Source organism: Grimontia sp. THUN1695 (assembly GCF_059704325.2).
In genome coordinates this window covers 3233920-3260584 of the sequence record NZ_AP046577.1, presented here as the reverse complement: position 1 = coordinate 3260584, position 26665 = coordinate 3233920, and the positions used below count along the sequence as shown (strand labels likewise).

Below are 26665 nucleotides of genomic sequence, written 5' to 3'. Positions count from 1 at the left end.
AATCCTTAAAATTGAAGCACCTTAGCACACTGGCTGAGGGAAGCCGCTATCGCTTGTGGCGACACTTTTTCAGCCTCAACAATCAGTGGCAGTGCGTCCAGACCACGTTCTTTGAGCGACTCGGCACAAACGTAGATCTCTTCCACATCACAAAGGGACAACATTTTGAAGGTGGAAATATAGTCACGACAAAGGATGTCACCAGGCTGCTGGTCAGCAAGCAGTTGCATCACGCCATCGCCGACAAAATAGAGCACCAAGTCTTCGCTGTAATTGGAGGTTGCCAGGACCGCATCCAACCCTTCTCGTCCAGACGCGCAGCCATGAGGCGCGGAGGAAAAAACAAACCCCAGTTTTTTCATATCCCCTCCTAAAACTGGATAACGCGATCGGCGGTCAACAGCGCTTCAGAAAGTGCGCCAAGGCCCGCCTGAGAAAAACCCTCAGCCATATTTGACGACTGCAGCCCATGCTGGCTGGCTTCATCCTCACTGACTTGCCCACGGCGCAGCGCAGCGGCGACGCAGGTTTCCAGCTCAACACCGTGCTCATGGGCAAGGGATTGCCACGCGGCGACCAAATCAAATTCATCATTGGCAGGCACGGTCAGGGACGAGGCATTTGACACACCGTCCTGATAGAAAAACACACGAGTTAACGTGTGTCCTTTTCCAATCAGTGCCCTGGCAAAACGGTACGCGGTCCGTGATGACTGGCGTCCGTAAACCGGGCCATTCACCACCAACACATATGTCAGACTCATTTTTCGCCGTCCTCACCTTTACGCTGGCGGATATAGAGATACACCGTGTGCTTGGAGATATTGAGGCGGTCCGCCACCCGGTTGATGGCATCTTTGATATCGAAAATACCCTTATCAAAAAGCTCCATCACGATCTGGCGGTTCTTGGTGTTGTTCGAGACCGACTTATCTGCATTGATTTCTTCAATCGTGCGTTCTACCGTTTGGTCTACCAATTCATCCACATCGCTGGCGAAGTTAACGCTAGACACCGCCTGCCGGGCTTCATCCGTTGGCATAAACGCCTGCAAGACCTGGGAAAACGGTGCATCCAGGTTGATGTTAATACACAATAGGCCAATCACACGATTATCCGCATTGCGGATAGCCACCGTAATGGATTTCATCAGGGTGTTGCCCTTGGCACGGGTAAAGTAAGCGCGGGAAAAGTTACGTTCAGAGCCTTCAATATCACGCAGCATACGCAGCGCCAAATCCGTGATCGGCGAGCCGACCTGACGGCCTGTGTTTTCGCCATTGGCAATTTTGATCGCGGAGGTATTCAGATCTTCCAGCGAGTGCAACACGATTTCACAGTGCTGACCAATCAAGGCCGCCAGACCATCAACCACGGCTTCATAAGATTTCAGGATAACGCGGTCCGTGTCTGTGAAAGGATTACTCTCGATAACGTCACTCTCGACGATCACGTCCGCACCAAAGCTGTCTGTCGATACCACTGGCTTATCTTCCTTATTATTGGATTTCGTTTACCGCGGGCAAAGATAAACGAAAGCTGCAAACTTTAAAATCTAGCAATAAGTTTAACAGACTCGCTTCAAAAAGACGCAAAAACCCCCGGCAAAAAGCCAGGGGTTTTTTATAGCCCGAAAAGGCGCAGCGTTGGGATTACCCTTCCGCGTTGTCTTTGTCGCCTTTGTCTCCCTTATCTTTAATTTCAAGCAGTTCAACTTCGAAGACCAGTGTCGAATTGGCAGGGATAGCCGGTGTGTCCTGCGTACCGTATGCCAGCTCAGGCGGAATAACAAACTTGAACTTAGAACCGACAGGCATCAGTTGAACCCCTTCAGTCCAGCCCGGGATCACACGGTTCAACGGGAAAGTGGCTGGTTGGTTACGATCGTAGGAACTGTCAAATTGGGTACCATCAATCAGGGTCCCTTTGTAGTGCACCACAACCGTATCTTCTGCCGCAGGCTTTTCACCTTCACCCATTTTCTCGACCAGATACATCAGACCAGAATCGGTAGTGTTTACGCCTTCGGTCTTCGCAAACTGTGCACGGAATTCTTCACCGGCTTTCACGGCAGTCGCGGCTTTCTCCTGTGCTTTTTCCTGCGCCAGCTGGGCAACACGTTGGTCCAGCGCCTGCAGTGCCTGTTGTGCTTCTTCTTCGTTTAGTTTGGATTTGTCGGCAAATGCATCCTGCACACCTTGCAACACCAAATCGTTGCTCAGTGACAGACCCAGCTCTTGCTGCTGTTCCAGATTGGCTTTCAGGTACTGCGCCAAAGACGCACCAATCGCGTATGCCGCTTTGTCGTCTTCGGTTGCGAATGTCACGGTTTCAGCAGCCACAGGCGCTTCTACTTTCGCCGTTTCCTCTTTCGCTTCTTCCTGACAACCGACTGCAAGTGCAACAGTGGCAGCCAGCAGCGACATTTTAAAAACTGATTTCATGAGTGACTCCGTTGGTATAAACCCACATTTCTTCTATTCGCTTACGCGACAACGGTGCGAAAGCCCAAAACGATCAATATACTCGACGTTATAGGGGTCCAAGATAAGGAACACAAGGGCTATGCGACAATTCGTCCGCACATTTTGCTTATTTCTGACACTGTTAGCACTTTCTGGATGCTTTCATTCCACCGATGAAGCCCAGCGATGGGCGCTGGATCCTGACGGTGTCACCCGTTTTAGCCTCAGCCGCGACGGGCGTTTTGCCCTTATCGCCTCAACATCACGTGGCATTGATTTGTGGGATTTGGTGCAAAACAAAAAGCTGGCCGAGTTCGGTGATCAGGACCCGGATAAAAACACCGTCATCGCCAGCCACATTTCTGACAACAACCGTTATGCCATTACCGCCACCTCACAAAATTTTGCTGTGTGGGACTTGGCATGGGGACAAGCCGAAGGACTCTGGTCAATATCTGACGGCATTATCCGCGAGGTGAGCATCAGCAATAATGGCCAGAAAGTGCTGCTTGCCCTCTCTAACGGCAAAGCCCTATTCGTGGACTTAGGCACAGGAAGGCGGCTGGAGTTCCTTGCCCACCGGGATAAAGTGAACAGTGTTTCCCTTTCCCCCAATGGCAAGTTTGCCCTTTCTGGTGGCAATGACCACAATGCCTTTTTCTGGAGCACCGAGACCGGGCAGATTCTCAACACGTTTCCCCACGCTCACCGCATTACCCGTGTCGCGCTTCACCGCACCGGCAAGTATGCATTCTCTGCAGACGGCGATGACACCGCCATCATCTGGGATTTGTCCACTGGTGAGCCCAAAAGTGAGCTCAACATGTTCCATCGCCACCCTAACTTTTCCACTGCCCGTTTTTCTGATGATGGCAGTAAACTCGTAACCGGCACACCTGGCAGGCGCGTCGAGTATTGGGATACCGAAAGTGGAGACAACCTCGGCCGCTGGTTGGCCCGGGAACAACAAAATACCCGCCCTCCCAGCGCGGTGGTGTATGATGTGGCGATTGATCCCACCGGCCGCGTGATTTCCGGCTCTTCTGCCGGTATTGCCCAGGCCTGGATAGCCGAGTAACAGAGAAACCCGCATGACTGAAACAGAACAACTTCTGCAGAAACAAATTGACGATCTGGAAATCAAGCAGGCATTTCAGGAACAAACTATTGAAGAGCTGAACGACGCCCTGACCCAGCAGCAAAGAACCCTTGACAAGATGGGCACCCAGATTGCCTTTCTGGTGACCAAGCTTAAAGCTATGGAGCCAGCTAATATTGCCAGCATGTCAGAAGAGACGCCGCCGCCACACTACTGAGCTGCAGCCAGCCTTAACACTGGCGTCCTTTGTACTGAATAAAAAAACAAAAGCGCCAGAGGGGGAACCCTCTGGCGCTTTTTTATGATACCTAAGCTTAGTGAGAGCCGCAGCCACCACCGCCACAGCATTGGTGGTCATCGCCTTTGTCTTCGCCGCCACAGCAACCACCTTCGTGGTCATGGTCGTGACCGCCGCAACAGCCGCCAGACTGGTGAATGTGACCATGGGCAATTTCTTCTTCCGTCGCCGCACGCACATCAACCACTTCCACATTGAACGTCAGCGTCTGGCCCGCCAGCATGTGGTTACCGTCAACCACGACTTCGTCGCCATCCACTTCGGTCACTTCTACCGGGATTTGGCCCTGGTCAGTTTCCGCCAGGAAGCGCATACCGACCACAATCTCATCAACGCCCTGGAACACGTCCGCAGGAACACGTTGAACCATGGCATCCAGATATTCGCCATACGCGTCTTCCGGCGCCACTGTCACTTCGAAGGTATCGCCAGCTTCACGGCCTTCCAGTGCATTTTCCAGTCCTACGATCAGGTTGTTGTGACCTTGCAGGTATTGCAATGGCATCTCTTTGGTTGACTCATCAACCACAATGCCGTCTTCATTTTTCACTTGGTAAGCAATGCTTACTACCACGTCTTTAGTGATTTTCATCTTAACTCCGGAAGCGGTTCAGGGTGCCGACCCAGCGTTTTTGCCAGCGACACCTGCTCATTTCGGCGCCGATGATACAGAAACTTTGGGCTGGCGACTATTACTGCGGTTTAAATATCCCTATTATCTGTGTGTCTTGCTGTTGGGCTGTTGACGCCGTCTCTTCCGATGAGACTGGCGAACGGCGGTCGGTATGACCGCATTTCACGCACTCCACCACTTCTACGTGGTGTTCCTTCCACCAGCGCAGGGTGTCGCTCTCTTTGCATGAAGGACACGTTGCGCCGGCAATAAATCGTTTCTTGACCATAACCTTCCTTGCCTGGTTTTATTGTTGTTTTAATTGGTTGTTTTATAGGTAATCGTTATTCGCGGTTCCAGCTCTGGTGACGCTCTGTGTCGCCTTTCATTTCAAGGTCAAACAGTTCTTCAAGTTCCAGCCGGGCTTCTTTAGTCCGCGATGCTGCCGTCACATCTTCGCTATGATGAGGCTGCATTTCATTCAGGTGCATCTCATCAAGCTTTCGGAAAAACGCTTCTGCGCGTTTGGCTTTATACGGGTGCATTCCCAAGGCGATCAGTGTTTGTTTGCCCAGATCCAATGCACTTAGAAATGTCTCCCGGGAAAAACCTTCTACATTGTGCCCCAGCAACTGGTTCGCTTCTACCCGACTGCGTGCGCGGGCAAGTACCTTGAGATTCGGAAAGTGCTGCTGGCAAAGGTGCACAATTTCCATCACCTCTTCCGGTGAGTCCGCACAAACAATGATCGCTTCTGCTGTCGCCGCGCCTGCCGCCCTTAATAAATCAAGCTGGGTGGCATCACCGTAATACACCTTATAGCCAAACTGCCGCAACAGTGCGATTTGTGAGGGATCGCGCTCCAAGATAGTCAGTTTGATTTTATTGGCAAACAGTAAACGTCCTACCACCTGACCAAAACGGCCAAACCCGGTAATGATCACACGGGCGCCATCATCGTCAAACGGCTGCGCTTCCGGCGGCATGGCTGATTCGGCATTGATGGTGCGGGCAAACCATTTGGCTTGCAACATCAGCAACACCGGCGTAGTCATCATTGAAAGGCTCACCACCACTAGCAGGAAAGCATTCAAATCAGGATTTAACAGGTTCTCACTGCGCGCGGCAGTAAACAGCACAAAGGCAAACTCCCCGCCCTGACTGAGCAACAAGGCGACCTGGCTACGCGATTTTGCGCTACCCCCAAAAAGACGGACCAGTCCATAAATGATCGCGGCTTTCACACCAACTAAGGCCACCACTGCAGATATAATTTCCACCGGATACTGCAACAGCAAACTCAGATCCACAGCCATGCCAACCGCGATAAAAAAGAGGCCAAGCAGCAGGCCTTTGAACGGTTCGATAGCAATTTCCAGCTCATGGCGATATTCACTTTCCGCCAGCAGTACACCCGCCAGAAAGGTCCCCAACGCCATCGACAGCCCCAGAGATTGCATACCAAGGGCAATGCCTATCACCAACAGCAGGGCGGTCACGGTAAACATTTCTTTGACCCGGCTAAGCACGACCCAGCGAAGGAGTGGCCGCAGCAGGTAATGACCACCAACCAGCAGCGCCAGTATCGCTCCCAGCATGATCACCACATCCAGCCAGGTACCGGCGGCACCACCAGCCATCGCCGGCAACACCGCCAGCATGGGGATCACGGCGATATCCTGAAACAGCAGCACCGCAAAGCCAGATTGGCCCGACTCAGTGCGCATCAGTCTCTGCTCTTCGATAATCCGCATCGCAATGGCCGTGGAGGACAACGCCAATCCCATGCCCACCACCAGCGCATCGACTCGCCCGACATCCCAGAAATAGGCGATAAGGGCAATCACCAAGGTGCTGATAAACACCTGAGAACCACCAAGGCCAAGGATCGGCCGGCGCATCTGGATAAGCTTTTTCGGGTTAAGTTCAAGACCAATCAAAAACAGCAGCAGTACAACACCGAGCTCAGCAAAATGCAGAATGGCTTCTACATCGGTGATAAGGCCCAATCCCCAAGGGCCTATCACCACCCCAGCAATCAGATACCCCAGCACCGACCCCATTCCCAGACGCTGGGCCAGAGGCACGGCCACCACCGCAGCAGCAAGGAAGATAAGGGCATCCGTGAGATAGTTATACTCCATCACACCACCTCCGGCACCGGATTACAAAGCCAGTCCACATACAGCTCAGCATGTGCTTCCCTGTCTTCATCACTCACCCGACGCGCCCAGTGGAGCACCAGAGGGGCAACCCAACGCATCTGGCACAGGAGTGCGGTCAGTTCAAACGGCTGAAGTAACTCGTCCATACTGTATTTGTTATAACCAGTCTGACTGAAAGCTTCGGCCGCCCCGCCGGTGGTGACAGCAAAGCGGCAGGTTTTGCCTGCCAGTGCGTTACCACCACCATGGGCAAACCCTTTGCCCAGCACCACATCAATCCACTCTTTAAGCAATGAGGGACAGGAGTACATCTGCAACGGGTGCTGGAATACAATCACATCGTGTCCGAGCAACAGTTCACGCTCATGGTGGACATCAATAATAAAGTCCGGATAGGCGGCATAAAGGTCATGTACCTTGACATGTTCAAGCTGACCGGCGGCTTCAACCATCCGCTTGTTCGCCACTGATTCGTACGGATCCGGGTGAGCAAAGACCACCAATACTTTTGGTTTGAACAAAGATGTTGTAAGGGTATCCATTTCGCAGCAAAAATCCTTTTAGCTGTGACCGTTTAGCCGTGAAAAAAGGCAATAACGTCGTCGTTTTATACTCTTTTATCATGACACAAAACTGACCAATCTGTGATGCTCGGTGCCTACCCTCCACCATACGGTAAATCGCCTTTTTTTTCATCGTGGTCCCCTCTTTGACTGCCATTGACTTAAGGAAACGTCTGGCCTGTGATATAAATGCGCCAGATTTTTTCGACACCCAATCCTGCGGCCGGAGCCGCCCAGAGTCATGATCACTATTTCTGATATTCAGCTACTTCGTGGCGGCAAACCGCTGCTTAACCAGGCATCTGCAACCATTCACCCCGGAGATAAAGTCGGTCTGGTCGGTAAAAATGGCTGCGGTAAATCCTCCCTGTTCGCGTTATTGAAAGGCGAATTGTCCCTAGATGCTGGCAGCTGTAATCTCCCCAGTGGCTGGCAAATGGCATGGGTTGCTCAGGAAACCCCGGCACTTGAACGTGAAGCCATCGAGTATGTCATTGATGGTGACCGTGAATACCGCGCGTTAGAGCAGGCATTGCGCGCTGCCGAAGCCACTGATGATGGCCATAAAGTGGCCACCCTGCATGACAAAATTGATGCAGTGGGGGGGTACAGCATCCACGCCCGCGCGGCAGAGTTGCTCGACGGTCTGGGGTTCAGTCAGGAGCAAATGCGCTGGAACCTGACCCAGTTCTCCGGCGGCTGGCGTATGCGCCTGAACCTCGCCCAGGCGCTGATCTGCCGCTCAGACCTGCTACTGCTTGACGAACCGACCAACCACCTGGATTTGGATGCTGTCATGTGGCTTGAAAAATGGCTGCAAAACTACCGCGGCACCCTGGTGCTGATTTCCCATGACCGTGATTTCCTCGACCCTGTGGTCAACCGGATCATCCACATCGAAAATGAACAGCTGAACGAATACACCGGCAACTATTCGGCGTTCGAAACCATGCGTGCAGAAAAGCTCATTTTGCAACAGGCGATGTACCAGAAGCAGCAAAAGCAGATGGCACACATGCAGTCCTACATCGACCGCTTTCGCTATAAAGCCAGTAAAGCACGTCAGGCACAAAGCCGTATTAAAGCGCTCGAACGGATGGAAAAGGTGCTGCCCGCGCAGTTCGACAACCCATTCAGCTTTGAATTCCGCGAACCGTCCGCACTGCCAAATCCTATCCTGATGATGGAAGATGTCTGCGCGGGGTACGGTGATACCTTGATTCTGGAAAAAATCTTCCTGAATCTGGTGCCCGGCAGCCGCATTGGCCTGCTGGGACGCAACGGCGCAGGTAAATCAACACTTATCAAGCTGCTTTCCGGAACCGTACCGCCAAAAGCCGGAGAGCTACGCTACTCCCAAGGGGTGAAAATCGGGTATTTCGCCCAGCACCAGCTGGAGACCCTGCGTGATGACGAAACCGCCCTGCAGCACCTGATGCGGCTGGCACCGGAAGCCACCGAACAACAGCTTCGTGACTACCTCGGCAGTTTCGGTTTCCATGGCGACAAGGCACTGGACGTGATTGCACCTTTCTCCGGCGGCGAAAAAGCGCGGCTGGTGCTGGCACTGATCGTATGGCAAAAGCCCAACCTGCTGCTGCTCGACGAGCCGACCAACCACCTGGATCTCGACATGCGCGCCGCACTGACCATGGCATTGCAGTCTTTTGAAGGCGCAATGGTGATTGTCAGCCACGACCGTTACTTGCTGCGCGCCACCACTGATGATTTGTATCTGGTGCACGATCGTAAAGTGGAGCCGTTCAATGGTGATCTGAATGACTATCACCAGTGGCTGAGTGACCTGCAACGTTCAGAGCGCCGTCAGGAGCAAGCAGAAAACCCCAAACCCACAGGGGCAAATACACAGGCGGCTCGTAAAGAGCAAAAACGTCAGGAAGCCGAATTCCGCCGTCAGACTGCACCAATTCGTAAAAAAATTGACACGCTGGATACACAACTTGAAAAATTTTCTGTCAAAATTGCAGACATTGAATCTCAATTGGCAGAACCTTCTCTTTATGACGCGTCCAACAAAGAGAAGCTCACTGAATTGCTGCGAGAGCAGGCAGCGGCGAAATCATCGCTTGAAGAGGTTGAACTGGAATGGATGGATCTTCAGGAACAACTGGAGCAAATGGAGGCGGCGTTTCAAAGCCGCTGAAACAAAAAGCCACGGCCGATGGGCTGTGGCAATTCTGTCTGCATCACTATGGGCAACAAGAGGTTAAGCATGCCTGCCTGAAACTGCAGGACCAATGCAAAGGCAGTGTAAACCTTGCCCTTTTGCTGGCCTGGCTGGAAGATGCCGGCTTCACCCTTTCTGCGCCCTCCCTGTCTGCACTGCGCCATTCGCTGGTGCAATCAGAAACCCTGATCAGCCGCTACCGCCTGATGCGGCGGGAACTCAAACCCCAGCTTTCACGGGGCGCCTACCAGAAAATGCTCAACTATGAGCTGACACTGGAAAAATTCCAGCAGCAGACGCTGATCACCTGTGTCAACCAGCTTCCCTGGGAAGAACACACTTCCTCGGCGCTAGCTGCGTATTGCTCCCAATTGGAAGGCGACGGACGTCATCTCTATCCAACACTGATGAAAGGGCTTCACACCTGCCCGTCATAAAGCACAACCTGGGCTTAATGTGTTTACCTGCCTCATCCTTACCGAGAAAAGGCGGTGCATTAATGTCCTACCCAGATAAAGATCAGGAAAGATGCTGTCAATGTGCCCATCAGGCGATTGAATACCACCCAACTCCGCTACCTGCTCCGGCCCGGACACCATAGCCTACACACAGCTGTCCCATTTCAAATAAAACTGGCTCTTTGGTAGAGCCGTATGAAAAACTGGCACGGTTACTTGCCAATCCGCCTATCACCGAATTTACCTTGTAAGAGAAAAAGATGGTTACTGAATCACTCCCCTTTGTTCCACTGAAAGGCGGTAAAAACCCGCACATCCAGACCCTGTTGCCCCGTTTTCTGCGCAGAAAAGCGGTGTTTGAGCCAGTGTGGGAGCGTCTTGCCACGCCGGATGGTGATTTTCTGGATATCAGTTGGACAGAGCCACCGTCACAGGCGGGCAACAAGCCGGTTGTGGTCTTGTTTCACGGCCTGGCCGGCTGTTTTTACAGCCCGTATGCCAATGGACTGCTTAATGCTTTTAAACAGCAGGGATGGCTGGGCGTACTCATGCACTTTCGCGGCTGCAGCGGCGCACTGAACAGGTTGCCACGCAGTTACCACTCAGGTGAAACCAGCGACGCCCGCTTTTTTCTCGAACACTTGCAAGCACGCTTTCCAGACAATCCCAAAGCCGCAGTTGGCGTCTCTCTTGGTGGCAATATGCTGGTCAGGTATCTTTCGTCATACCGAAGTGACCCCATCATCCGGGCTGGATGTGCAATTAGCCCTCCCCTCAATCTGGCGGCCTGTTCGCAGCGTATTAACCAGGGGGTCTCTAAGATCTATCAGGCTTACCTGTTACGTTCAATGAACCGCACCCTCCATAACAAGTTGGCGCGCCACCCACAAATTGGCCATTGGAAAAGCGGTGACACTATCGATATATCGACCTTGTACCAGTTTGACCAAACTGTCACCGCTCCCCTCCATGGTTTTGGGGATGCAGAAGATTATTACCGACAATGCAGTGGCTTAGATGTGTTGCAAGATATTGCGACGCCATTAAAAGTGATCCATGCTAAAGATGATCCCTTTATGACCGAGGCGGTGATCCCTAATGCGCCGCTGCCGGAAAATATCGAGTATCACCTGACCGATTATGGCGGTCATGTTGGATTTATCTCAGGCACCTTGAAGCAACCGGATTTCTGGTTGGAAAGAGAGGTGCCACGCTGGCTACCCCTGCACATTGAGGCCGGATAACGGCTCTACAACACGAATAAAGCAGGGTAAGAGAGGTGAACCATGGCAATATTTCGCGCTGTTTGTTTATGTTTACTGTTGTTCTCTCATATTGGACAGGCAGAAGACAGTACGCCACCGAGCTTCGGACCGCTGATTGTCCAAAGTCAGGCGCCGCTGCAAATCACTGGGCTTACCCCCATCTTGCAAGATCCCTTGTCACTCAACGCTGGACAAAGCGACCTCTTTGCCAGCGCCACTGTTGGCAGCGTTTGGGCCAACACACCGGAATACCAACTCGACTATTACCACAACCAATTTATGGCAGGCTTTCTCCATGCATTGGATGAGCAAAAACGGGTAGGTCTATGGCTGCAATACCGTTACGCCGCCAACAACCGGCTGGATGGCCTGACTGAAGCCTTCCATCGCCTCTTTGGTATCGACCAAAATGGGCGTACAGAAATCGATGAAGATAGGTTCTACATCGATATTCCCGCAACGATGGACGCACCGGCAAAGGATTTTGTCGGCGATGCTATTATCAGTGCCATCAATGTCTATGGCGAGCAGACACTTTACCAAACGATGCACCATGCCGTCAGTGCGGGGGTTACCCTGTTCTTCAACCGCGTAAACCACGGGGTATTTGCCAATACGTCTTTCGAGCAAGCGGCACAAATCAACTATGGTTACCACCATGAAAAACACCGCCTGACTGCAACAGTCGCATTGGTTCACCGTCCGGATAAGCCCCAACACGTTATGGCGGTGAAACCCTGGGGCGTACATGCTGGTATCAGCTACCAATACCGCTGGCTTGATCACCACGAGCTTATTGGCGAATACCTTATTTCTCAGGGCAAAGGTGATGATCCCAGGCTGGGTGAGTTTAACGCCCTGGTACATGAATTTGCGCTGGGCTATCGCTACCTTTTTGGCTCCAGTGCGCTAGAATTGGTCGCGCTTGAAAATATGTTTAACCACGACAACAGCACCGACATTGTCTTTAGTGCCACTTTCCGGCACCGGTTTTTGTAGTAGGTAATGCCCCCATGATTGTTCCCTGGCAAGAAATTCCTGAAGAGACCCTGAGAAATCTGATTGAACACTTCGTGCTGCGTGAAGGCACGGATTATGGCGAGCAGGAAGCCAGTTTTACGGACAAGGTAGAACAGGTTTATTTCCTGCTCAAAAACAAAGAAGCTGTCGTCGTATATTCCGAGCTGCATGAAACGGTGGATATCAAACCTGTGCGATCACTTTCTTAGCACCCCCCAACTTGACCCGGACACCGAGACCCTGTTAACTGTTGCCATCTTTCTACATTGACAGGGTTTGTCATGTCTGCAAAACATCCCATTATTGCAGTCACCGGTTCATCCGGCGCAGGAACAACTACCACCTCTGATGCTTTTCGCAAAATTTTCAATATGATGAAAATCAGCGCAGCCTGGGTGGAAGGTGACAGTTTTCACCGTTATACCCGTCCCGAAATGGACGTAGAAATCCGAAAAGCGAAAGAGCAGGGCCGGCATATCAGTTACTTTGGCCCCACCGCCAACGACTTCCCAAGGCTCGAATCTTTTTTTAAGGAATATGGCGAGCAAGGTACCGGCCAGTTCCGCCGCTATCTCCATACCTTTGATGAAGCAGTGCCTTACAACCAGATGCCAGGCACCTTTACTGCCTGGCAGGATTTACCGGCCAATACTGATCTTATGTTCTATGAGGGCTTGCACGGCGGTGTGGTCGACGGTGAAAACAACGTTGCCCAACACGTCGATTTGCTGATTGGTATGGTGCCAATTGTAAACCTAGAGTGGATCCAGAAGTTCGTCCGCGACACCCGCGACCGTGGTCACTCCCGCGAAGCCGTCATGGACTCTATCGTCCGCTCGATGGATGATTACCTGAACTACATCACACCACAGTTCAGCCGTACCCACATTAACTTCCAGCGGGTGCCGACAGTGGACACGTCCAACCCGCTCAATGCCAAAGGAATCCCCAGTCTGGATGAAAGTTTCGTGGTGATCCGTTTCCGGGGCATCAAACATGTTGATTTTCCTTATTTGTTAGCGATGATCCAGGGATCTTTTATGTCACGCCACAATACTCTGGTGGTCCCCGGCGGCAAGATGAGCTTTGCCATGGAGCTCATTATCCGTCCACTTATCCAACAGCTGATTGAAACCGGCAAGATAAGCTAAACCTTTTGTCCCCCACGCAAGCACCACAACGATACAGACAACAACTTGTCTGATAGCCCCGCCCCCAAAAGAAACCGAAGGAGAGGCTTCCCCTCCTTCGGTTTCAGGTTGATAACAATGTTACATATTCAGACGGTCTCAATAACTTCATAACTGTGCGTCATTTCAACCCCCGCACCGAGCATCAAACAGACCGAGCAGTATTTTTCCAGGCTGTCTTTCACCGCTGATGCCACCAGACTTTCATCCAGACCTTTACCCGACACCACGAAATGAATGTTAATACGGGTAAACAGGCGCGGCGCTTGCTCACGCCGCTCTGCGCTGAGCTCTGCCACGCAAGACGTGACCTGCTGTGCGCCTGCTTTCAGTGCAGCGACCACGTCAACGGAGCTGCAACCGCCAGCCCCCATCAATACCATTTCCATTGGACTTGGTGCATTTTCACCACCATTTCCATCCATCACAATACTGTGACCAGAATTTGATAGTCCGAGGAAGGTCTCATTTCCACACCATTTGACGTTCGCTTGCATTACTTGCCTCCAATTACTTTCAGTGTCGTGATCTTGTCCACGTTTTTAGCCTTTAATAGCGGCCTAAGTCCATATCAAAATCAAGAAATCGTACTGGAAAAAGGATAAACTCAATGGCTCAAACAGAGAGCTTGTAGCCTGACTGCCGACACTTTATGCTATCCAACGGACTTGTGCCGCAAAACGGTGGGCTAAGGAAGACTCATCAGGCAACAACTGCAGAGGAAATGAGAGATATGGTTCCAGGAAAACCTCAAACAGACCCAACATTAGAGTGGTTCCTTTCACACTGCCACATTCATAAGTATCCGTCGAAAAGCACGCTTATCCATGCTGGTGAGAAAGCCGAGACGCTGTACTACATTGTCAAAGGTTCTGTGGCGGTACTGATCAAGGATGAAGAAGGCAAGGAGATGATCCTCTCTTACCTCAATCAGGGCGACTTCATTGGTGAGTTAGGCCTATTTGAGGAAGATCAGGAGCGTACCGCTTGGGTTCGCGCGAAATCTCCATGTGAAGTTGCAGAAATCTCATTCAAGAAATTCCGCCAGCTGATCCAGGTGAATCCGGATATCCTGATGCGCCTGTCTTCTCAGATGGCTCGCCGTCTGCAAGTGACCAGCCAGAAAGTCGGTGACCTGGCGTTTCTGGATGTCACCGGTCGTATTGCACAGACACTGCTGAATCTGGCAAAACAACCCGATGCAATGACCCACCCAGACGGTATGCAAATCAAGATCACCCGTCAGGAAATCGGTCAAATCGTTGGCTGTTCACGTGAAACCGTCGGCCGCATCCTGAAGATGCTTGAAGAGCAGAACCTGATTTCCGCACACGGTAAAACCATTGTGGTATACGGCACCCGTTAGACCCAGCCGCACCACAACGGATAAACGGATAAGAGAAGCCACCTTTTTTGCGGTGGCTTTTTTGCTGGTTAAGTGAGTGATCACAATCACGTCGATTTCCCGGCCATTCGGGCAGTTGAGTGCTAGATTTCAATGCAAGTTATGTATGCATTTGCGCACAGTCGTTGTAGCAGGGAGCATCGACATGGACATGGAGCTTCAGCATTTTTCAACACTATCACCCAAATCACCCATCATCGCTCCTCCCGGACACCTCAGCACAGAGTTGACCGGTTTCAGCGATCCGGGTCACTACCAGATCCAGCGTATGCTGGGAGAAGACCGTCGCCGCTTTGATACCCCGGTTAACGGCGAGTGGCCTTCGCCACAGGTCTACTGAGCAAGCAAAATCATCCCGTCAGTTGGTGCTTTCAAATATCTTGTCTGCCGAGGCCTCCACAAAGCCCTGGTAGAGCGAGCCATCCTCCAGCGGATAGCGCTTGGCAAACTCATAAAACCCACCCGGCACACATTTTTCACCGTCACTGAAACGTACCATCACCTTGTCCGCCATGGTTGATGACTGTTCAAGGAAAACCTCTGGACTGCCTTTGACTTCACCACCCGATTCATTGATAGAAAAGCCAGATTGACGCAGCACATCATTGACCCCTTTCACCGAGTTCAGGGTACTCAACGGATTCACACTGACAGTAAAGTGATTGGCACCAAAGCCATGGGCTGACAGCCAACCGGCATACTCACTCTCACTTGCCAGCGTCTGGTAAGTCTCAAAGTCGATATCCCACAGCCGGCCACCGTAGAGGAAGGCAGGATCGTCCAGCGCCGTTTCATCAACCTGATCGACCAACGCACGCACCGCCATCTGTAGCTCTGAAGAGCACTGCCCGACTAAAAGCTCACTGATAAACACTTTGGGCGCATCTGGATTCGGGAGCTCAAAATGGCGTGCAAACAGCTTCTTCGCTTTAAACTCGTATTCCCCTTTCGGTTCATAGCCGATGGCGATAAAAGGGGCCGCCAGACGATCCAGCCCCACTTTGGGCAGCGCAAAAGTGCGCAGTGCGATGTGGTCATTGAGCAGCGGTGCACCTTCTTCCAGCAGCGCATGCACCTTCGCTGCGGAGGGACACAAACGCGTGGTGTAGTCTTGCCAAAGTCCGTCGAATAAAGCCTGAACGCGTTCCATCATATCCTCCTGATATCATTAGAGAGTAAGACCCGGACTAAGCTGTGAGGGAAGCGATACGTCGCTCCCTTCCATCGATGCCATTGGGTAGGCGCAATAATCAGCGGCATAATACGCACTGGGGCGAAGATTACCGGACGCACCCGGCCCACCGAATGGGGCATCACCGCTTGCGCCAGTAAGTTGCCGGTTTCGGTTCACAATGCCGGCACGGATATGATCAAGAAAATATGCCCATTCCGCATCGTCTTTAGACACTAAACCGGCAGAAAGCCCATACCGGGTGTCGTTAGCAAGCTCCACCGCCTGCTCAAACGAATCGTAACGCACTACCTGCAACAGCGGGCCAAAATATTCCTCATCCGGCAGATCGACGATGTTGCTCACCTCAATGATACCGGGGGACACCACTGCATCATGCAGCAATTTGGCGTTCAGCAGCGGTTCACCGCCCAGAGATTCCAGATTCGCCTGCGCCGCCAGAATACCTTCCGCGGCGCGGACAGAAATTTGCGCCCCCATAAACGGTGCGGGGTCGTCAAACTGGCCACCGACACGGATGTTTTGGGTCATCTCCACCAGCCGGTTTAACAGGGCGTCCCCCCGCTCCCCTTTTGGCAGATACAAACGGCGGGCACAGGTACAACGCTGCCCGGCACTGATAAACGCAGACTGAATAACTGTATAGGCCGTGGCATCCAACTCGCCGAACTGTTCGGAGATCACCATCGGATTGTTCCCCCCCATCTCCAGTGCCAGCATTTTGCCCGGCTGGCCGGCAAACTGGCGGTGGAGGATGTGGCCAGTGTTGGCACTGCCGGTAAACAATAGGCCATCAATACCCTTGGATTGCGCCAGCGCTTCACCGGTTTCCCGGCCTCCCTGAACCAGATTGATAACCCCTTGCGGCAGGCCTGCCTCAATCCACAGCTTGATGGTTTCTTCTGCGGTTTTAGGTGTCAGATCTGATGGCTTAAACACCACGGTATTCCCTGCAAGAAGCGCAGGCACAATGTGCCCGTTTGGCAGGTGCCCCGGGAAATTATACGGCCCGAAAACCGCCATCACGCCCAGTGGACGGTGACGCAATACCGCCTGAGTGCCTGCTACATCTTTGGCACGCTCTCCGGTGCGCTCTGCGTAGGCGCGCAATGAAATCGCGATTTTGCCCACCATGGCTGCCGCTTCAGTGCGGGTTTCCCACAACGGCTTACCGGTTTCCTCAGCCATCACAGTGGCGATATGTTCGCTGTTCTCTTTGACGTTTTCGGCGAAACGCTCAACCAGCGCCTGGCGCTCCGAGAATGGCGTATTCTTCCATTTGGCAAACGCCTTCCTTGCAGCACTAACAGCGGTGTCAACCTGAGCAGGTGTTGCCGCCTTACCCGACCAGATAGTTTCACTGTTAAACGGGTTAAGCGAATCAAATGCCTCACCTTCCCCAGTCACTGCTTTATTATCAATCCATTGAGTCATTGATTGCGTCTCCTAAACTGACACCAGCCGTACTGTCTCACCGTCTTCCACCCCCAGTGCTTCTGCCACTTCCCTACCGATAAGGGCTTCGTTGCGCTCCTCATCAATGGCCACTTTGCTTGCGGTGGCACGGAAGTTTTCAAAATCGCTGTTACAAACCAGGTAATCCTGTGCACTGCTGTGCTCGGCAATCTTCACTCTGGCGGTAAATGACCGTCGAATGGAATCTATATTCTGGCGAAGGCATTCCACCGTCGGACCCGCATCGAAAATGTCGACATAGCCACGGCAAGTGAAACCTTCTTTTTCCAAAAGGCGGAGTGCCGGGCGGGTTTTCTCGTGCACCTGACCAATCACAGCCCGGGCCTCCTCGCTCAGCAAGCTGGTATAAATTGGCAATTTTGGCATCAAATCGGCAATAAAGCCTTTCTGGCCAGTGCCCGTCAGATAATCCGCCAAGGTGAAATCAATTGAGAAGAAATGCTCTTTCAGCCATGCCCAGAACGGGGAATTACCGTCTTCGTCTGAGACACCACGCATCTCGGCAAACACCACGTCTGAAAACTTTTCCGGGAACTGTGCCAGCATGAGAAAGCGACATTTAGACAATAACTTACCGTTCAGCCCGTCACGGAATTCCGGACGCAAGAACAAGGTGCAAATTTCTGTGGCACCAGTGTAATTGTTGCCAAAAGTCAGCACCTCCACCACATTGTGCACATTAAGACGGCGCGAATGGTGGACGATTTTGCTGATATGATAACTGTAGAACGGGTTATCCATCCCAATAGCGGCTTCAATGCCTGTGGTGCCGGCCACGTCGCCCGTTTCGGTATCTTCCGCCACCATCAGGTAGCCTTCCATTCCCGGCACCTGAGCATTACGGGCAAAGCTTTCCAGTGAATGATCAATGCGCCCTTTGATAAGGGTGTCATCCACTGGCAACGAGGTAAAACCATGTCCCGACTCCTCGGCACACAGCATCAGGGCATCAAAATCCGTTTCCCTGATTGGGCGAATTACCAGCATCGTACTTCCTCCTGATGCAACGGAGAGCCTAAACCGCCAGGGGTTAAGCCGCCGTCAGCGTTGCCAGCGCGCGATCCAGCCGCGCCAAACCTTCGTCTACTTCTTCCTGAGTAATGACCAGTGATGGGGTCATGCGCACCACATTAGTGCCAGCAACCAGCAACAATAAGCCCTCGTCCCCGGCAGCTAACAACACATCCCGGGCACGCCCTTTCCAGTCGTCATTCAGCACCGCCCCCATCAACAGCCCCTTGCCACGGATTTCGCTGAACATCTTGTATTTGGCATTCAGCACTTGCAGCCCTTCACGAAACCAGCCTTCTCGCGTTTTCACGCCTGCCAGTACCTCCGGCTTACTGACTTCGTTGACTACCGCCTCTGCCACAGCACATGCCAAGGGATTACCACCGTAAGTCGAACCGTGGGTGCCGACCTTCATGTGGGCCGCCAGTTTTTCCGTGGTCAGCATGGCACCGATAGGAAAACCACCACCCAGCGACTTCGCCGTGCTGAGAATATCTGGCGTCACCCCGGTTTGCTCATAGGCGTAAAACGTACCGGTGCGGCCATTGCCCGTCTGGACTTCATCGAAAATCAACAGGGCATTGTGCTTATTACAAAGCTCACGCACCCCTTGCAGGAATGCAGGATCTGGCGAAACAATACCGCCTTCCCCCTGCAATGGCTCCATCATGATGGCGCAGGTTTTATCAGACATGGCATCAGCAAGCGCGTCGAGATCGTTATAAGGCAAGTGGGTAACATCCCCCGGCTTTGGACCGAAACCGTCAGAATAGGCGGCCTGACCACCAACTGTCACGGTGAAGAACGTACGACCATGAAAGCCCTGTGTAAACGCAATAATTTCGCTTTTCTCCGGCCCGTGGACATCCACCGCCCAGCGGCGCGCCAGTTTCAGTGCCGCTTCGTTGGCTTCTGCGCCAGAGTTGGCAAAAAAGACCCGCTCAGCAAAGCTCACTTCCGTCAGTTTTTTTGCCAGACGCAGCGCCGGCGCATTGGTCATCACATTACTCAGGTGCCATAGTTTGTCAGCCTGAGCCTTCAGCGCGTTGACCATCACAGGGTGGCAATGGCCGAGGCAACTCACGGCGATACCACCGGCAAAATCGATGTATTCACGACCGTCCTGATCCCAGATTCGCGACCCCTGCCCCCGATCCGGGATCATTGCCATCGGGGCATAACACGGCACCATTACCTCATCGAACAGTTTACGTTCTACTTTATGTTCGGCTGTCATCGCTCATATCCTTCTGTCGATTCTGCTATAAGCATAGTATTTACATTTCATTAACCGCATCAATAGCAGAAAATTTCATTATCCCGGACTGTAAATAAAGGGAAATTCATCCAAGTATCATAGTTATGCGCGAAGAAGGCGAAATGATTAATAGAACAAGCGGTAAGAGTGTCTTTCCTGTTGGGAAACAAATAGAAAGTTGTCAGACAGAAATGAATAAGGTTTCACTGTTAATAGCAGGAAAGTGGTGATACGAAAATGTAAAAACAGTGATAAAGATCGGCTTTCACCGGCGGTAAAAGCCCGCATAAAAAGGCGTCAGTAGCGGGAAAGAAAGTTTTGTAGCAACTGGTGCCCCTGTTCAGTCAGGATACTCTCCGGATGAAATTGTACGCCTTCCAGTGCCAGAGTCTTGTGACGGATCCCCATGATCTCATCAAACTGCCCATTCTGCTCTGTCCACGCGGTGATCTCAAAGCAATCAGGCAAGGAGTCGGCCTGCACGACCAGAGAGTGATAGCGGGTCACGGTGAGCGGATTATTCAGCCCGTGGAATACTCCACCGTTATTGTGTTTGACCGGGCTGGTTTTGCCATGCATCACTTCCCTGGCGCGGACAACCTTGGCACCAAAGACCTGCGCCAGCGCCTGGTGCCCCAGACAAACCCCCAGAATAGGCAGTTTCCCGGCAAAATAGGTAATGGCTTCAAGGGATATACCGGCATCATCCGGGGTACAGGGGCCAGGGGAAATCACCAGATGACTCGGTGCCATAGCTTCGATATCAGCAATCGTGATGGCATCGTTGCGGTGCACGTCAACATTGACACCCAACTGACAAAAATATTGATACAGGTTGTAGGTAAACGAATCGTAGTTATCAATAATCAGCAGCACTGTTGTTCCCATCGCGTCCTGCCCGCCACACACCCGCGGGACTGGGCGCAAATCCTAACACAGCATCATCACGGCTGCATCAGTACTCGTTAATGGGAAGCACAGGCGTTGGCCAGGGTGAAGACAGCCAGTCATCATACAGGCGGCAGAGCTCGTCACTGTTTTCATCGAGAAGATGAATTAACCGGGGATCAATCAGGGTGCCGGCCTGATGTGACAAGGCTAAAATCGCTGCATTTACGCGTTCAACCACGCTGCCGAAGCTGCTTTCTACGGCTTGATCAAGTGCCTCTGCTGCCGTCACTACCCGGCATTCCTCGGGGATTTTATCTGCCCCAATTTCCGGGAAACCCGTGCCGTCCCAACGCACATTTTTGTAAGTCAGCAAGGTGGCAGCCACGCAGGCAAACCCTTTGGTCGCTACGGACAACAGCAATAAACTGCGGTTTTCTGCCGTGATGCAGCTCCCCCTGTCATCCCACAGCCCGCCAATAAAACAGAGTGGGTATGCCAACCCAATGTCTTCGGCTTTAGATTTGGTAAGGCCATATTTCACCGCCAGCCATTCGCAGCATTTGGCAATACGCGGAGCGGCTATTTCCACTTCGTTGTGGCGCAATGCTGCAACGGCAGCAATCTGGTTCACGATCAACTGGTAATTTTCCCGCATGATAGTTGCCCGCGCCTCACCAAGCAGGTTGGCGACCCGGCTTTTCACCAGATCAGGTGACACCGGCTTTATCAGAAAGTCGGCCGCACCACTTTTCAGTCCTTCTACCTCACTTTGATATTCATCAAGCGCGGATACAATGATCACCGGAATATGACTGACCGAGTCTTCGCGCTTCAGGGCTCGGCACACTTCATAGCCGTTCATCCCCGGCATCATAATATCCAGCAGGATCAGGTCCGGACGCTGTTGTATCGCCAGCTCAATGGCCCGCTCACCGCTTTTGGCAAAGATCAGCGTGTAGTGTTCTTGAAGAATAGTCCGCATTACATGCAGGTTGCTCGGCTCATCGTCAACCACCAGCACCTTATACTCCATAACCTTGTACCCCCGTGCTCTGTGACACTGGCATCTGCTCCATCAACGTCACCACCAGACGGTATGCTTCATCCAGCTCGAAGTTTTCCACGGATGTTACAAACTGCAACAGCTGGGAGGGCGATACAAACCCCGCCATGATTGGCACCAGTTCCTTATACAGCGCCTCGTCGTATTGCCCTTCCGCCAGCTTACTGATAAAGACTTCCGCCTTCCGTTCAAAAACATCCTGAGGAAGATTGGCGACGATAGCCCCCTCTTCCAGTTCTTGCTTCCTGACCCCTAGATAAGCGAGCGCCCGCTCAAACGTTGCCCGTAGCAATGTATTCAACGGTTCGAGTTTCGATTCCGCTTTGGCCACATCCCCAGCCTCCACATCCCACAACAAGCGTGTAAGATCATGCTCAACCATAGAGAAACCGATACTTTTTGCCGCATCCCGCGCCTGTTTTAGCAACGGCTCCAAGGCTTCGGGCTGCTCTTTCATCCGTTGACGGATCCCTTCCGACAAATCGGCATAGTGGCGGTGAAACTCCCGAATAACGCTGATTAGGATTTCATTGGTTGGCCAGTGCTGAAAGGCCCAGGCATCGTCAAATAAATCCAGCGCTTCACTGGGCGGGTTAAGGACTGCAATATTGTCATCATTCGCCCCATAGCACTGTGCCAGCATGGTAAAGATATCCTCGCAGATAAACGGCTTGTCGACAGTGAAGTCAAAGCCAAGTGCATCCCACTGGTCATAGGAAGTAGAATCAACGGCAAGCTTCATGGCTACCACTTTCAGCGGTTCATCACGGCAAACCGCTGCCCAGCTTTTGAGGGTTTCCGGTGTCGGATAGTGTTCGCCACTAAGATAGGCATCGAGAAAGACCACATCCACCGGCTGGGTTTTCAGCACATCTTCCACAGCCTCGAGATGGGTAAATGTGAGCACTTTCACCCCTTGTCGCAACAACATATCCCTCAGTTCTTGCTGGTTCCGCTGCACATCGTCAATCACCAACACTTCAAGGGGCGGAAGAGTGACACTAACACCTCCACCATCACGCATTTTTGACGAATTCTGGGTAGGGATCAGCGGTAAGTCAGCGTACATCACCGAACCGTGAATCGACTCACCATCAAACCACAGGTGTCCCCCCATCAATTCAATCAGCTGAGTGACCAATGTGGCCGACAGGGTTTGCCCCGTGTTGACCAACTCATCTTCCCGCACCGCGTTTTGGTCACGAGCAAAGCTTGAGACGGCAAAACGTACCATGTCGTAAGTCGGCAACACATGCAGCGCCACGTATCCTTTCTCGGTCCGGGTCAACGCACTGCGCATCATGTTTTGCAGGAGCTGTTTAATACGGCGTGAATCCCCGACATAGTGTTCCCAGAGTGCTTCGTTGTAATGCAAGCTGACATGGAGATCACGAGCCTGCACGGTTTCACGGGCGATAAATTCAATCTGACGGCAAAGCTGCACCAGAGAAAAGTCAACGATATCGAGTGGCAGGGAGTGGCTTTCCAATTTTGAGGTATCCAGGATATCGTTGATCAGCCTGAGCAGGCTGTTACCCGATTCACGGATCACCTCCAGATGGTGACGGTGAGTGAGGTTTTTCGTCTCCTCAATCAAAATATCCGTCAGCCCGAGAATCGAGTTCATCGGTGAGCGGAATTCGTAACTCATTTTGGCAAGAAAAGAGGCTTTCGACTGGGTTGCCCTCTCTGCAAGGCGTATTTTCTCTTCAACAGCCTCTTCCTCTTCATGTTTTTCGGTGATATCAAGAATCACGCCATCAATCCATGTACTGCCATCCTCAGCGCGATAACTCTGGCCGATCTCCCAGAACCACTTCTGCTCATCATCACGGGTAGTAAACCGGTACTGACAATCATATCTACCGTTACGGCGGGCTGCTTCTTCCCGCGCTTTCTGGTAGCAGTCGATATCTGCCGGATGAATACGGCCAACGAAATGGGAAAGCCCGTTTTCACTGGTCAGGAGAGACGCGCTGTACCCGGTCAGGGACTTAGCTGCATCACTGATAAATACAATATGCCGGCTTGCCCCGGTCATTTCCCGAAACGCCATACAGGGTAAATTGGCTACCAGCGCACGGTATTGCTTGGCATTCTCACGTAATGCCCAGGCCATGCTGCGCTGTTCGGAGATATCTGACACCACAGCCACGAACTCATGCGGCCCCATGCCCCCATGGTGACCAATGGACAGCCTGACAGGCAGCTGAGAACCATCTCGGCGTTTTGCCATCACCTCACGCACCGACCCCACCACGGAAGGGCCACGCCGTTCAAGGTAATTTTGAATGTACATATCGTGACGGTGCTGATGCTCATCAGTGACCAGCAAGCGGATGTTTTTTCCCGTCACTTCATACGCAAGCCAGCCAAAGAGCCGCTCAGCGGTCCGGTTGAAGAAGGTAATGTTACCCTTCCTGTCTATCGCAATGATGGCTTCAGTCGCCGTCTGCAGGATAGAGGTAAGCTGTTCTTCACGCTGGCTGAACAAGCGCGCTTCGGCATGACTGCAAAGCCAGGCATTAGCAAGCTGGTTGAACACCACGATAAACATCAATAGAAACGCCAGAACCAACACCACATCCAGCGTCGAAAACACCACTGCTCCATCACGAAGCGGTTGGGCAGAAAGCACAACCGACGCACTGGATGTCAGCGCAACCACCAGTAATGCCAACGTAATACAGGCACCACTGACCAAACCTTCAGTCAGGTTTTTATCCCAAAAACCGCTTCTGGGCGGTGAAAAGCGGCGCCAGATAGCCATAGTCACTAACGCTGCTGCAACAATAACAGACAAGCTGAAGCGGGCCATATCGAGATGCGCAATAGACACCCTATTCACTCCAGCAAACGCCAGCAGATTCTGAAGCACCATGGCAGTGACAATCAATCCTGACGCGATAATGATCCGGAAAGGGGCATTTTGGGCAAACGCAACCATACGCAGGGCGGCAACATTTAATGCAAACGTGACCAACAAGGGCAAAAACAGCAACAGAGGTTGAAACCCGAACGCTTGGTAAATGGGACTGGCGGAGACATTAGCGACAACAATCAGCGACATACTGACGCTCAGGGTCAGGGCATTGACCGGCACAGAGGAAAGCCGCAGCCAGGGTTGCCGCTTCTCCTGCAGCGGACGATGAATAAAACTCATGGTCGCCGCTAACATGGCGGCCATGGCTGCCAACAACTGGAGCCAAGGGTCAACGAATACCACCGGCAACAGTTTTTCTGTTCCCGAAGGCAGGAGAAACATCGACAGTGATTCAATGATCGACATGAAAACTTCCGAAACCATAAGGCAGTGCTTTACATCCAACACCACAAATTCAAGACACCGCACCGCTCGTGAGACACGTTTAAAGCTTAGTCAAGAATCTGCAGGCAACCCATTAAAAGGGCAGAAAAAAACAGGCTCCCGGAGGAGCCTCAGACTGCTGACAAAGCCCTGGCCATTTGGCTGGGGCTTTGATCTAATAAGGGATAAGCAAATCAATCATGGATGTGGTGACATGCTTAAAGACCCTGGCCCTCAGCAATATGAATTCGAGATGGTGACACTCGAACAGTTGGTTCCCAAAAACCATCTTGTTCGCAAAATCGATGCTGCCGTCGACTTTGAGTTTATCCGCGACGAAGTCGCCCATCTCTACTGCCACAACAATGGCCGTCCTGCGATAGACCCCGTTCGCCTGTTCAAAATCCTGCTCCTAGGCTTCCTCTTCGGTGTTAAAAGTGAACGCCAGCTCGTCAAAGATATCGAGGTCAACGTCGCTTACCGCTGGTTCCTTCGCATGTCGCTAACCGAAAAGGTGATTGATGCGTCCACCTTGAGCCAGAACCGCCGCCGTCGCTTCAACGATACCGACGTGTTCGAGCGCATCTTCATCCGCATCGTCGAGCAGGCGATGAACAAAGGCATGGTCGAGGGACGCGTCTTATTTACCGACAGCACTCACCTGAAAGCCAATGCCAACAAGCGTAAATACCGTAACGAACTGGTGAAACAAAACGTCAGTGCTTATGCCGAGCTGTTAGATGAAGCGGTTGACGCTGACCGTGCAGCAGAAGGAAAACGCCCACTCAAACCGAAAGATGGTCACATTGAGAAAAACACCAAAGTCAGCACCACCGACCCAGACAGCGGGTTCATGACACGGGACCAAAAACCACAGGGCTTCTTCTACCTTGACCATCGCACCGTCGACGGCAAACACGGCATCATCCTCGACACCCATGTCACGCCAGGCAATGTGAATGACGCCCAACCGTATATCGCCCGTCTGGATACCACGTTAGCGCGCTTTACGCTCTCGCCTGTTGCCGCCGGGCTTGATGCCGGTTACTTCACCGCGACTATCTGCCATGAACTGGAGCAGCGCCAAATCCTGCCGGTGATGGGATACCGCCGGCCGCACCGTACGAAGAATCCTATCAAGAAAAAGCACTTTCATTACGACAAAGAGACGGACCGCTATCTCTGTCCTCAGGGACAGGAGCTGGTTTACAAGACCACCAACCGTCAGGCATACCGCGAGTATCACTCTGACCCACAGATATGCAAAACCTGTCCGCTGCGCGATGATTGCACCAAGAGCAAGAATCACAAACGGGTGATAACCCGGCACCTGTTCGAGAAATCGGTAGAGAATGCCAATGCCTTGAGGCTGACAGCCTGGGGAAAGAAAGTGTACCGACGACGGGCAGAGACGGTGGAGCGAAGCTTCGCAGATGCCAAACAACATCATGGCCATCGCTATGCGAGGTTCCGTGGTCTGTTGAAAGTACAAATCCAATGCTGGTTGGCGGCAGCAGCGCAAAACATCAAGAAGATAGCCTTACTGGAGGCTTATCTTCGCAAAATCGGGCTCAATACACGGCAAATAGTCCAGATAGTGACGCAATTTAGCGTCTATGGGCTAAAAGCAGCCTGAACATAACAATATGGAAAAATAGCGCGATCGCGGCCTTCGGCCACTAACAAAAGAAAACCCCGCTTGAAAAAGCGGGGTTAGTCAGCAATCTGAGGCTCCCGGA

27 protein-coding genes are annotated in these 26665 nt (G+C 52.3%); 11 read left to right on the top strand and 16 right to left on the bottom strand.

Annotation, left to right across the window (positions count from 1 at the left end):
- Positions 1-5: 5 nt before the first annotated feature.
- The 4 genes from tusC to fkpA form a co-directional block, all read right to left on the bottom strand.
- Positions 6-362 carry a sulfurtransferase complex subunit TusC gene (tusC, locus tag AC6IB1_RS18430; RefSeq protein ID WP_497567828.1) on the bottom strand — a complete coding sequence of 119 codons (357 nt, stop codon included), beginning with the start codon at positions 360-362 and terminating at the stop codon, positions 6-8.
- Positions 363-370: 8 nt separating this feature from the next.
- On the bottom strand, positions 371-763 hold the full coding sequence (gene tusD, locus AC6IB1_RS18425; RefSeq protein ID WP_497567827.1) for a sulfurtransferase complex subunit TusD: 393 nt from the start codon (positions 761-763) through the stop codon (positions 371-373).
- Positions 760-1482 carry a helix-turn-helix transcriptional regulator gene (locus AC6IB1_RS18420; RefSeq protein ID WP_497567826.1) on the bottom strand — a complete coding sequence of 241 codons (723 nt, stop codon included), beginning with the start codon at positions 1480-1482 and terminating at the stop codon, positions 760-762. The genes tusD and AC6IB1_RS18420 overlap by 4 nt, the downstream gene beginning before the upstream one ends.
- Before the next feature lie 169 nt (positions 1483-1651).
- Positions 1652-2443 (bottom strand): FKBP-type peptidyl-prolyl cis-trans isomerase, encoded by a 792-nt coding sequence (gene fkpA, locus AC6IB1_RS18415; protein ID WP_497567825.1) that lies wholly within the window; start codon positions 2441-2443, stop codon positions 1652-1654.
- A 121-nt stretch (positions 2444-2564) separates the two neighbouring features.
- On the opposite strand from fkpA, the gene AC6IB1_RS18410 reads away from it, so the two are divergent.
- A complete protein-coding gene (locus tag AC6IB1_RS18410; protein WP_497567824.1) occupies positions 2565-3542 on the top strand; it encodes a WD40 repeat domain-containing protein in 978 nt (325 codons plus the stop codon).
- Positions 3543-3555: 13 nt separating this feature from the next.
- Positions 3556-3780 (top strand): SlyX family protein, encoded by a 225-nt coding sequence (locus AC6IB1_RS18405; RefSeq protein WP_497567823.1) that lies wholly within the window; start codon positions 3556-3558, stop codon positions 3778-3780.
- Between the two features lie 97 nt (positions 3781-3877).
- Here the strand turns inward: AC6IB1_RS18405 and slyD are convergent, their stop codons facing one another.
- From slyD to kefG, 4 genes are all read right to left on the bottom strand, one after another.
- Positions 3878-4453, bottom strand: coding sequence for a peptidylprolyl isomerase (slyD, locus tag AC6IB1_RS18400; RefSeq protein ID WP_497567822.1), 576 nt, complete (start codon positions 4451-4453; stop codon positions 3878-3880).
- A 100-nt stretch (positions 4454-4553) separates the two neighbouring features.
- Complete coding sequence (locus AC6IB1_RS18395) at positions 4554-4763, bottom strand: YheV family putative zinc ribbon protein (RefSeq protein ID WP_497567821.1); 210 nt, start codon at positions 4761-4763, stop codon at positions 4554-4556.
- Between the two features lie 55 nt (positions 4764-4818).
- A complete protein-coding gene (gene kefB / locus AC6IB1_RS18390) occupies positions 4819-6618 on the bottom strand; it encodes a glutathione-regulated potassium-efflux system protein KefB (RefSeq protein WP_497567820.1) in 1800 nt (599 codons plus the stop codon).
- Positions 6618-7181 (bottom strand): glutathione-regulated potassium-efflux system ancillary protein KefG, encoded by a 564-nt coding sequence (gene kefG, locus AC6IB1_RS18385; RefSeq protein WP_497567819.1) that lies wholly within the window; start codon positions 7179-7181, stop codon positions 6618-6620. The genes kefB and kefG overlap by 1 nt, the downstream gene beginning before the upstream one ends.
- A gap of 262 nt (positions 7182-7443) precedes the next feature.
- Between kefG and AC6IB1_RS18380 the strand changes: the two genes are divergently transcribed.
- From AC6IB1_RS18380 to AC6IB1_RS18355, 6 genes are all read left to right on the top strand, one after another.
- Complete coding sequence (locus AC6IB1_RS18380; RefSeq protein WP_497567818.1) at positions 7444-9366, top strand: ABC transporter ATP-binding protein; 1923 nt, start codon at positions 7444-7446, stop codon at positions 9364-9366.
- The gene (locus AC6IB1_RS18375) at positions 9309-9827 is read left to right on the top strand and encodes a TIGR02444 family protein (RefSeq protein WP_497567817.1); all 519 of its coding nucleotides are present in this window, start codon (positions 9309-9311) and stop codon (positions 9825-9827) included. The genes AC6IB1_RS18380 and AC6IB1_RS18375 overlap by 58 nt, the downstream gene beginning before the upstream one ends.
- Positions 9828-10108: 281 nt before the next feature.
- Positions 10109-11092, top strand: a complete 984-nt coding sequence (locus AC6IB1_RS18370; protein ID WP_497567816.1) for a hydrolase — start codon at positions 10109-10111, stop codon at positions 11090-11092.
- Positions 11093-11134: 42 nt separating this feature from the next.
- A complete protein-coding gene (locus AC6IB1_RS18365; protein ID WP_497567815.1) occupies positions 11135-12112 on the top strand; it encodes a DUF3187 family protein in 978 nt (325 codons plus the stop codon).
- Positions 12113-12126: 14 nt separating this feature from the next.
- Positions 12127-12342 carry a YheU family protein gene (locus AC6IB1_RS18360; protein ID WP_497567814.1) on the top strand — a complete coding sequence of 72 codons (216 nt, stop codon included), beginning with the start codon at positions 12127-12129 and terminating at the stop codon, positions 12340-12342.
- A gap of 72 nt (positions 12343-12414) precedes the next feature.
- Entirely contained in the window at positions 12415-13284 is an 870-nt protein-coding gene (locus AC6IB1_RS18355) for a phosphoribulokinase (RefSeq protein WP_005501321.1), read from the top strand.
- Positions 13285-13412: 128 nt separating this feature from the next.
- Here AC6IB1_RS18355 and AC6IB1_RS18350 read toward each other — a convergent pair whose 3' ends face one another.
- Entirely contained in the window at positions 13413-13820 is a 408-nt protein-coding gene (locus tag AC6IB1_RS18350) for an OsmC family protein (RefSeq protein ID WP_497567813.1), read from the bottom strand.
- Positions 13821-14056: 236 nt separating this feature from the next.
- Between AC6IB1_RS18350 and crp the strand changes: the two genes are divergently transcribed.
- Together crp and AC6IB1_RS18340 are read left to right on the top strand one after the other, a co-directional pair.
- Positions 14057-14689, top strand: a complete 633-nt coding sequence (gene crp / locus AC6IB1_RS18345; RefSeq protein ID WP_002535199.1) for a cAMP-activated global transcriptional regulator CRP — start codon at positions 14057-14059, stop codon at positions 14687-14689.
- A 184-nt stretch (positions 14690-14873) separates the two neighbouring features.
- The gene (locus tag AC6IB1_RS18340) at positions 14874-15068 is read left to right on the top strand and encodes a hypothetical protein (RefSeq protein ID WP_497567812.1); all 195 of its coding nucleotides are present in this window, start codon (positions 14874-14876) and stop codon (positions 15066-15068) included.
- An 18-nt stretch (positions 15069-15086) separates the two neighbouring features.
- On the opposite strand, the gene AC6IB1_RS18335 is transcribed toward AC6IB1_RS18340, so the two are convergent.
- The 7 genes from AC6IB1_RS18335 to AC6IB1_RS18305 form a co-directional block, all read right to left on the bottom strand.
- Positions 15087-15878, bottom strand: coding sequence for a DUF1338 domain-containing protein (locus AC6IB1_RS18335; RefSeq protein WP_497569177.1), 792 nt, complete (start codon positions 15876-15878; stop codon positions 15087-15089).
- Positions 15879-15896: 18 nt separating this feature from the next.
- Positions 15897-17354 (bottom strand): succinylglutamate-semialdehyde dehydrogenase, encoded by a 1458-nt coding sequence (astD, locus tag AC6IB1_RS18330; protein ID WP_497567811.1) that lies wholly within the window; start codon positions 17352-17354, stop codon positions 15897-15899.
- 12 nt (positions 17355-17366) lie between these two features.
- Positions 17367-18383: an arginine N-succinyltransferase gene (astA, locus tag AC6IB1_RS18325; RefSeq protein ID WP_497567810.1), complete on the bottom strand. Its 1017-nt coding sequence runs from the start codon at positions 18381-18383 to the stop codon at positions 17367-17369.
- A gap of 43 nt (positions 18384-18426) precedes the next feature.
- Positions 18427-19644, bottom strand: a complete 1218-nt coding sequence (locus AC6IB1_RS18320; protein ID WP_497567809.1) for an aspartate aminotransferase family protein — start codon at positions 19642-19644, stop codon at positions 18427-18429.
- Positions 19645-19962: 318 nt separating this feature from the next.
- Complete coding sequence (locus AC6IB1_RS18315; RefSeq protein ID WP_497569176.1) at positions 19963-20541, bottom strand: aminodeoxychorismate/anthranilate synthase component II; 579 nt, start codon at positions 20539-20541, stop codon at positions 19963-19965.
- 79 nt (positions 20542-20620) lie between these two features.
- Entirely contained in the window at positions 20621-21589 is a 969-nt protein-coding gene (locus AC6IB1_RS18310) for a response regulator (protein ID WP_497567808.1), read from the bottom strand.
- Positions 21579-24908, bottom strand: coding sequence for a PAS domain S-box protein (locus AC6IB1_RS18305; RefSeq protein WP_497567807.1), 3330 nt, complete (start codon positions 24906-24908; stop codon positions 21579-21581). Before AC6IB1_RS18305 ends, AC6IB1_RS18310 begins: the two co-directional genes overlap by 11 nt.
- Before the next feature lie 232 nt (positions 24909-25140).
- Here AC6IB1_RS18305 and AC6IB1_RS18300 point away from each other — a divergent pair, with 232 nt between their 5' ends.
- Positions 25141-26562, top strand: a complete 1422-nt coding sequence (locus AC6IB1_RS18300; protein WP_497567189.1) for an IS1182 family transposase — start codon at positions 25141-25143, stop codon at positions 26560-26562.
- Positions 26563-26665 lie beyond the last annotated feature (103 nt).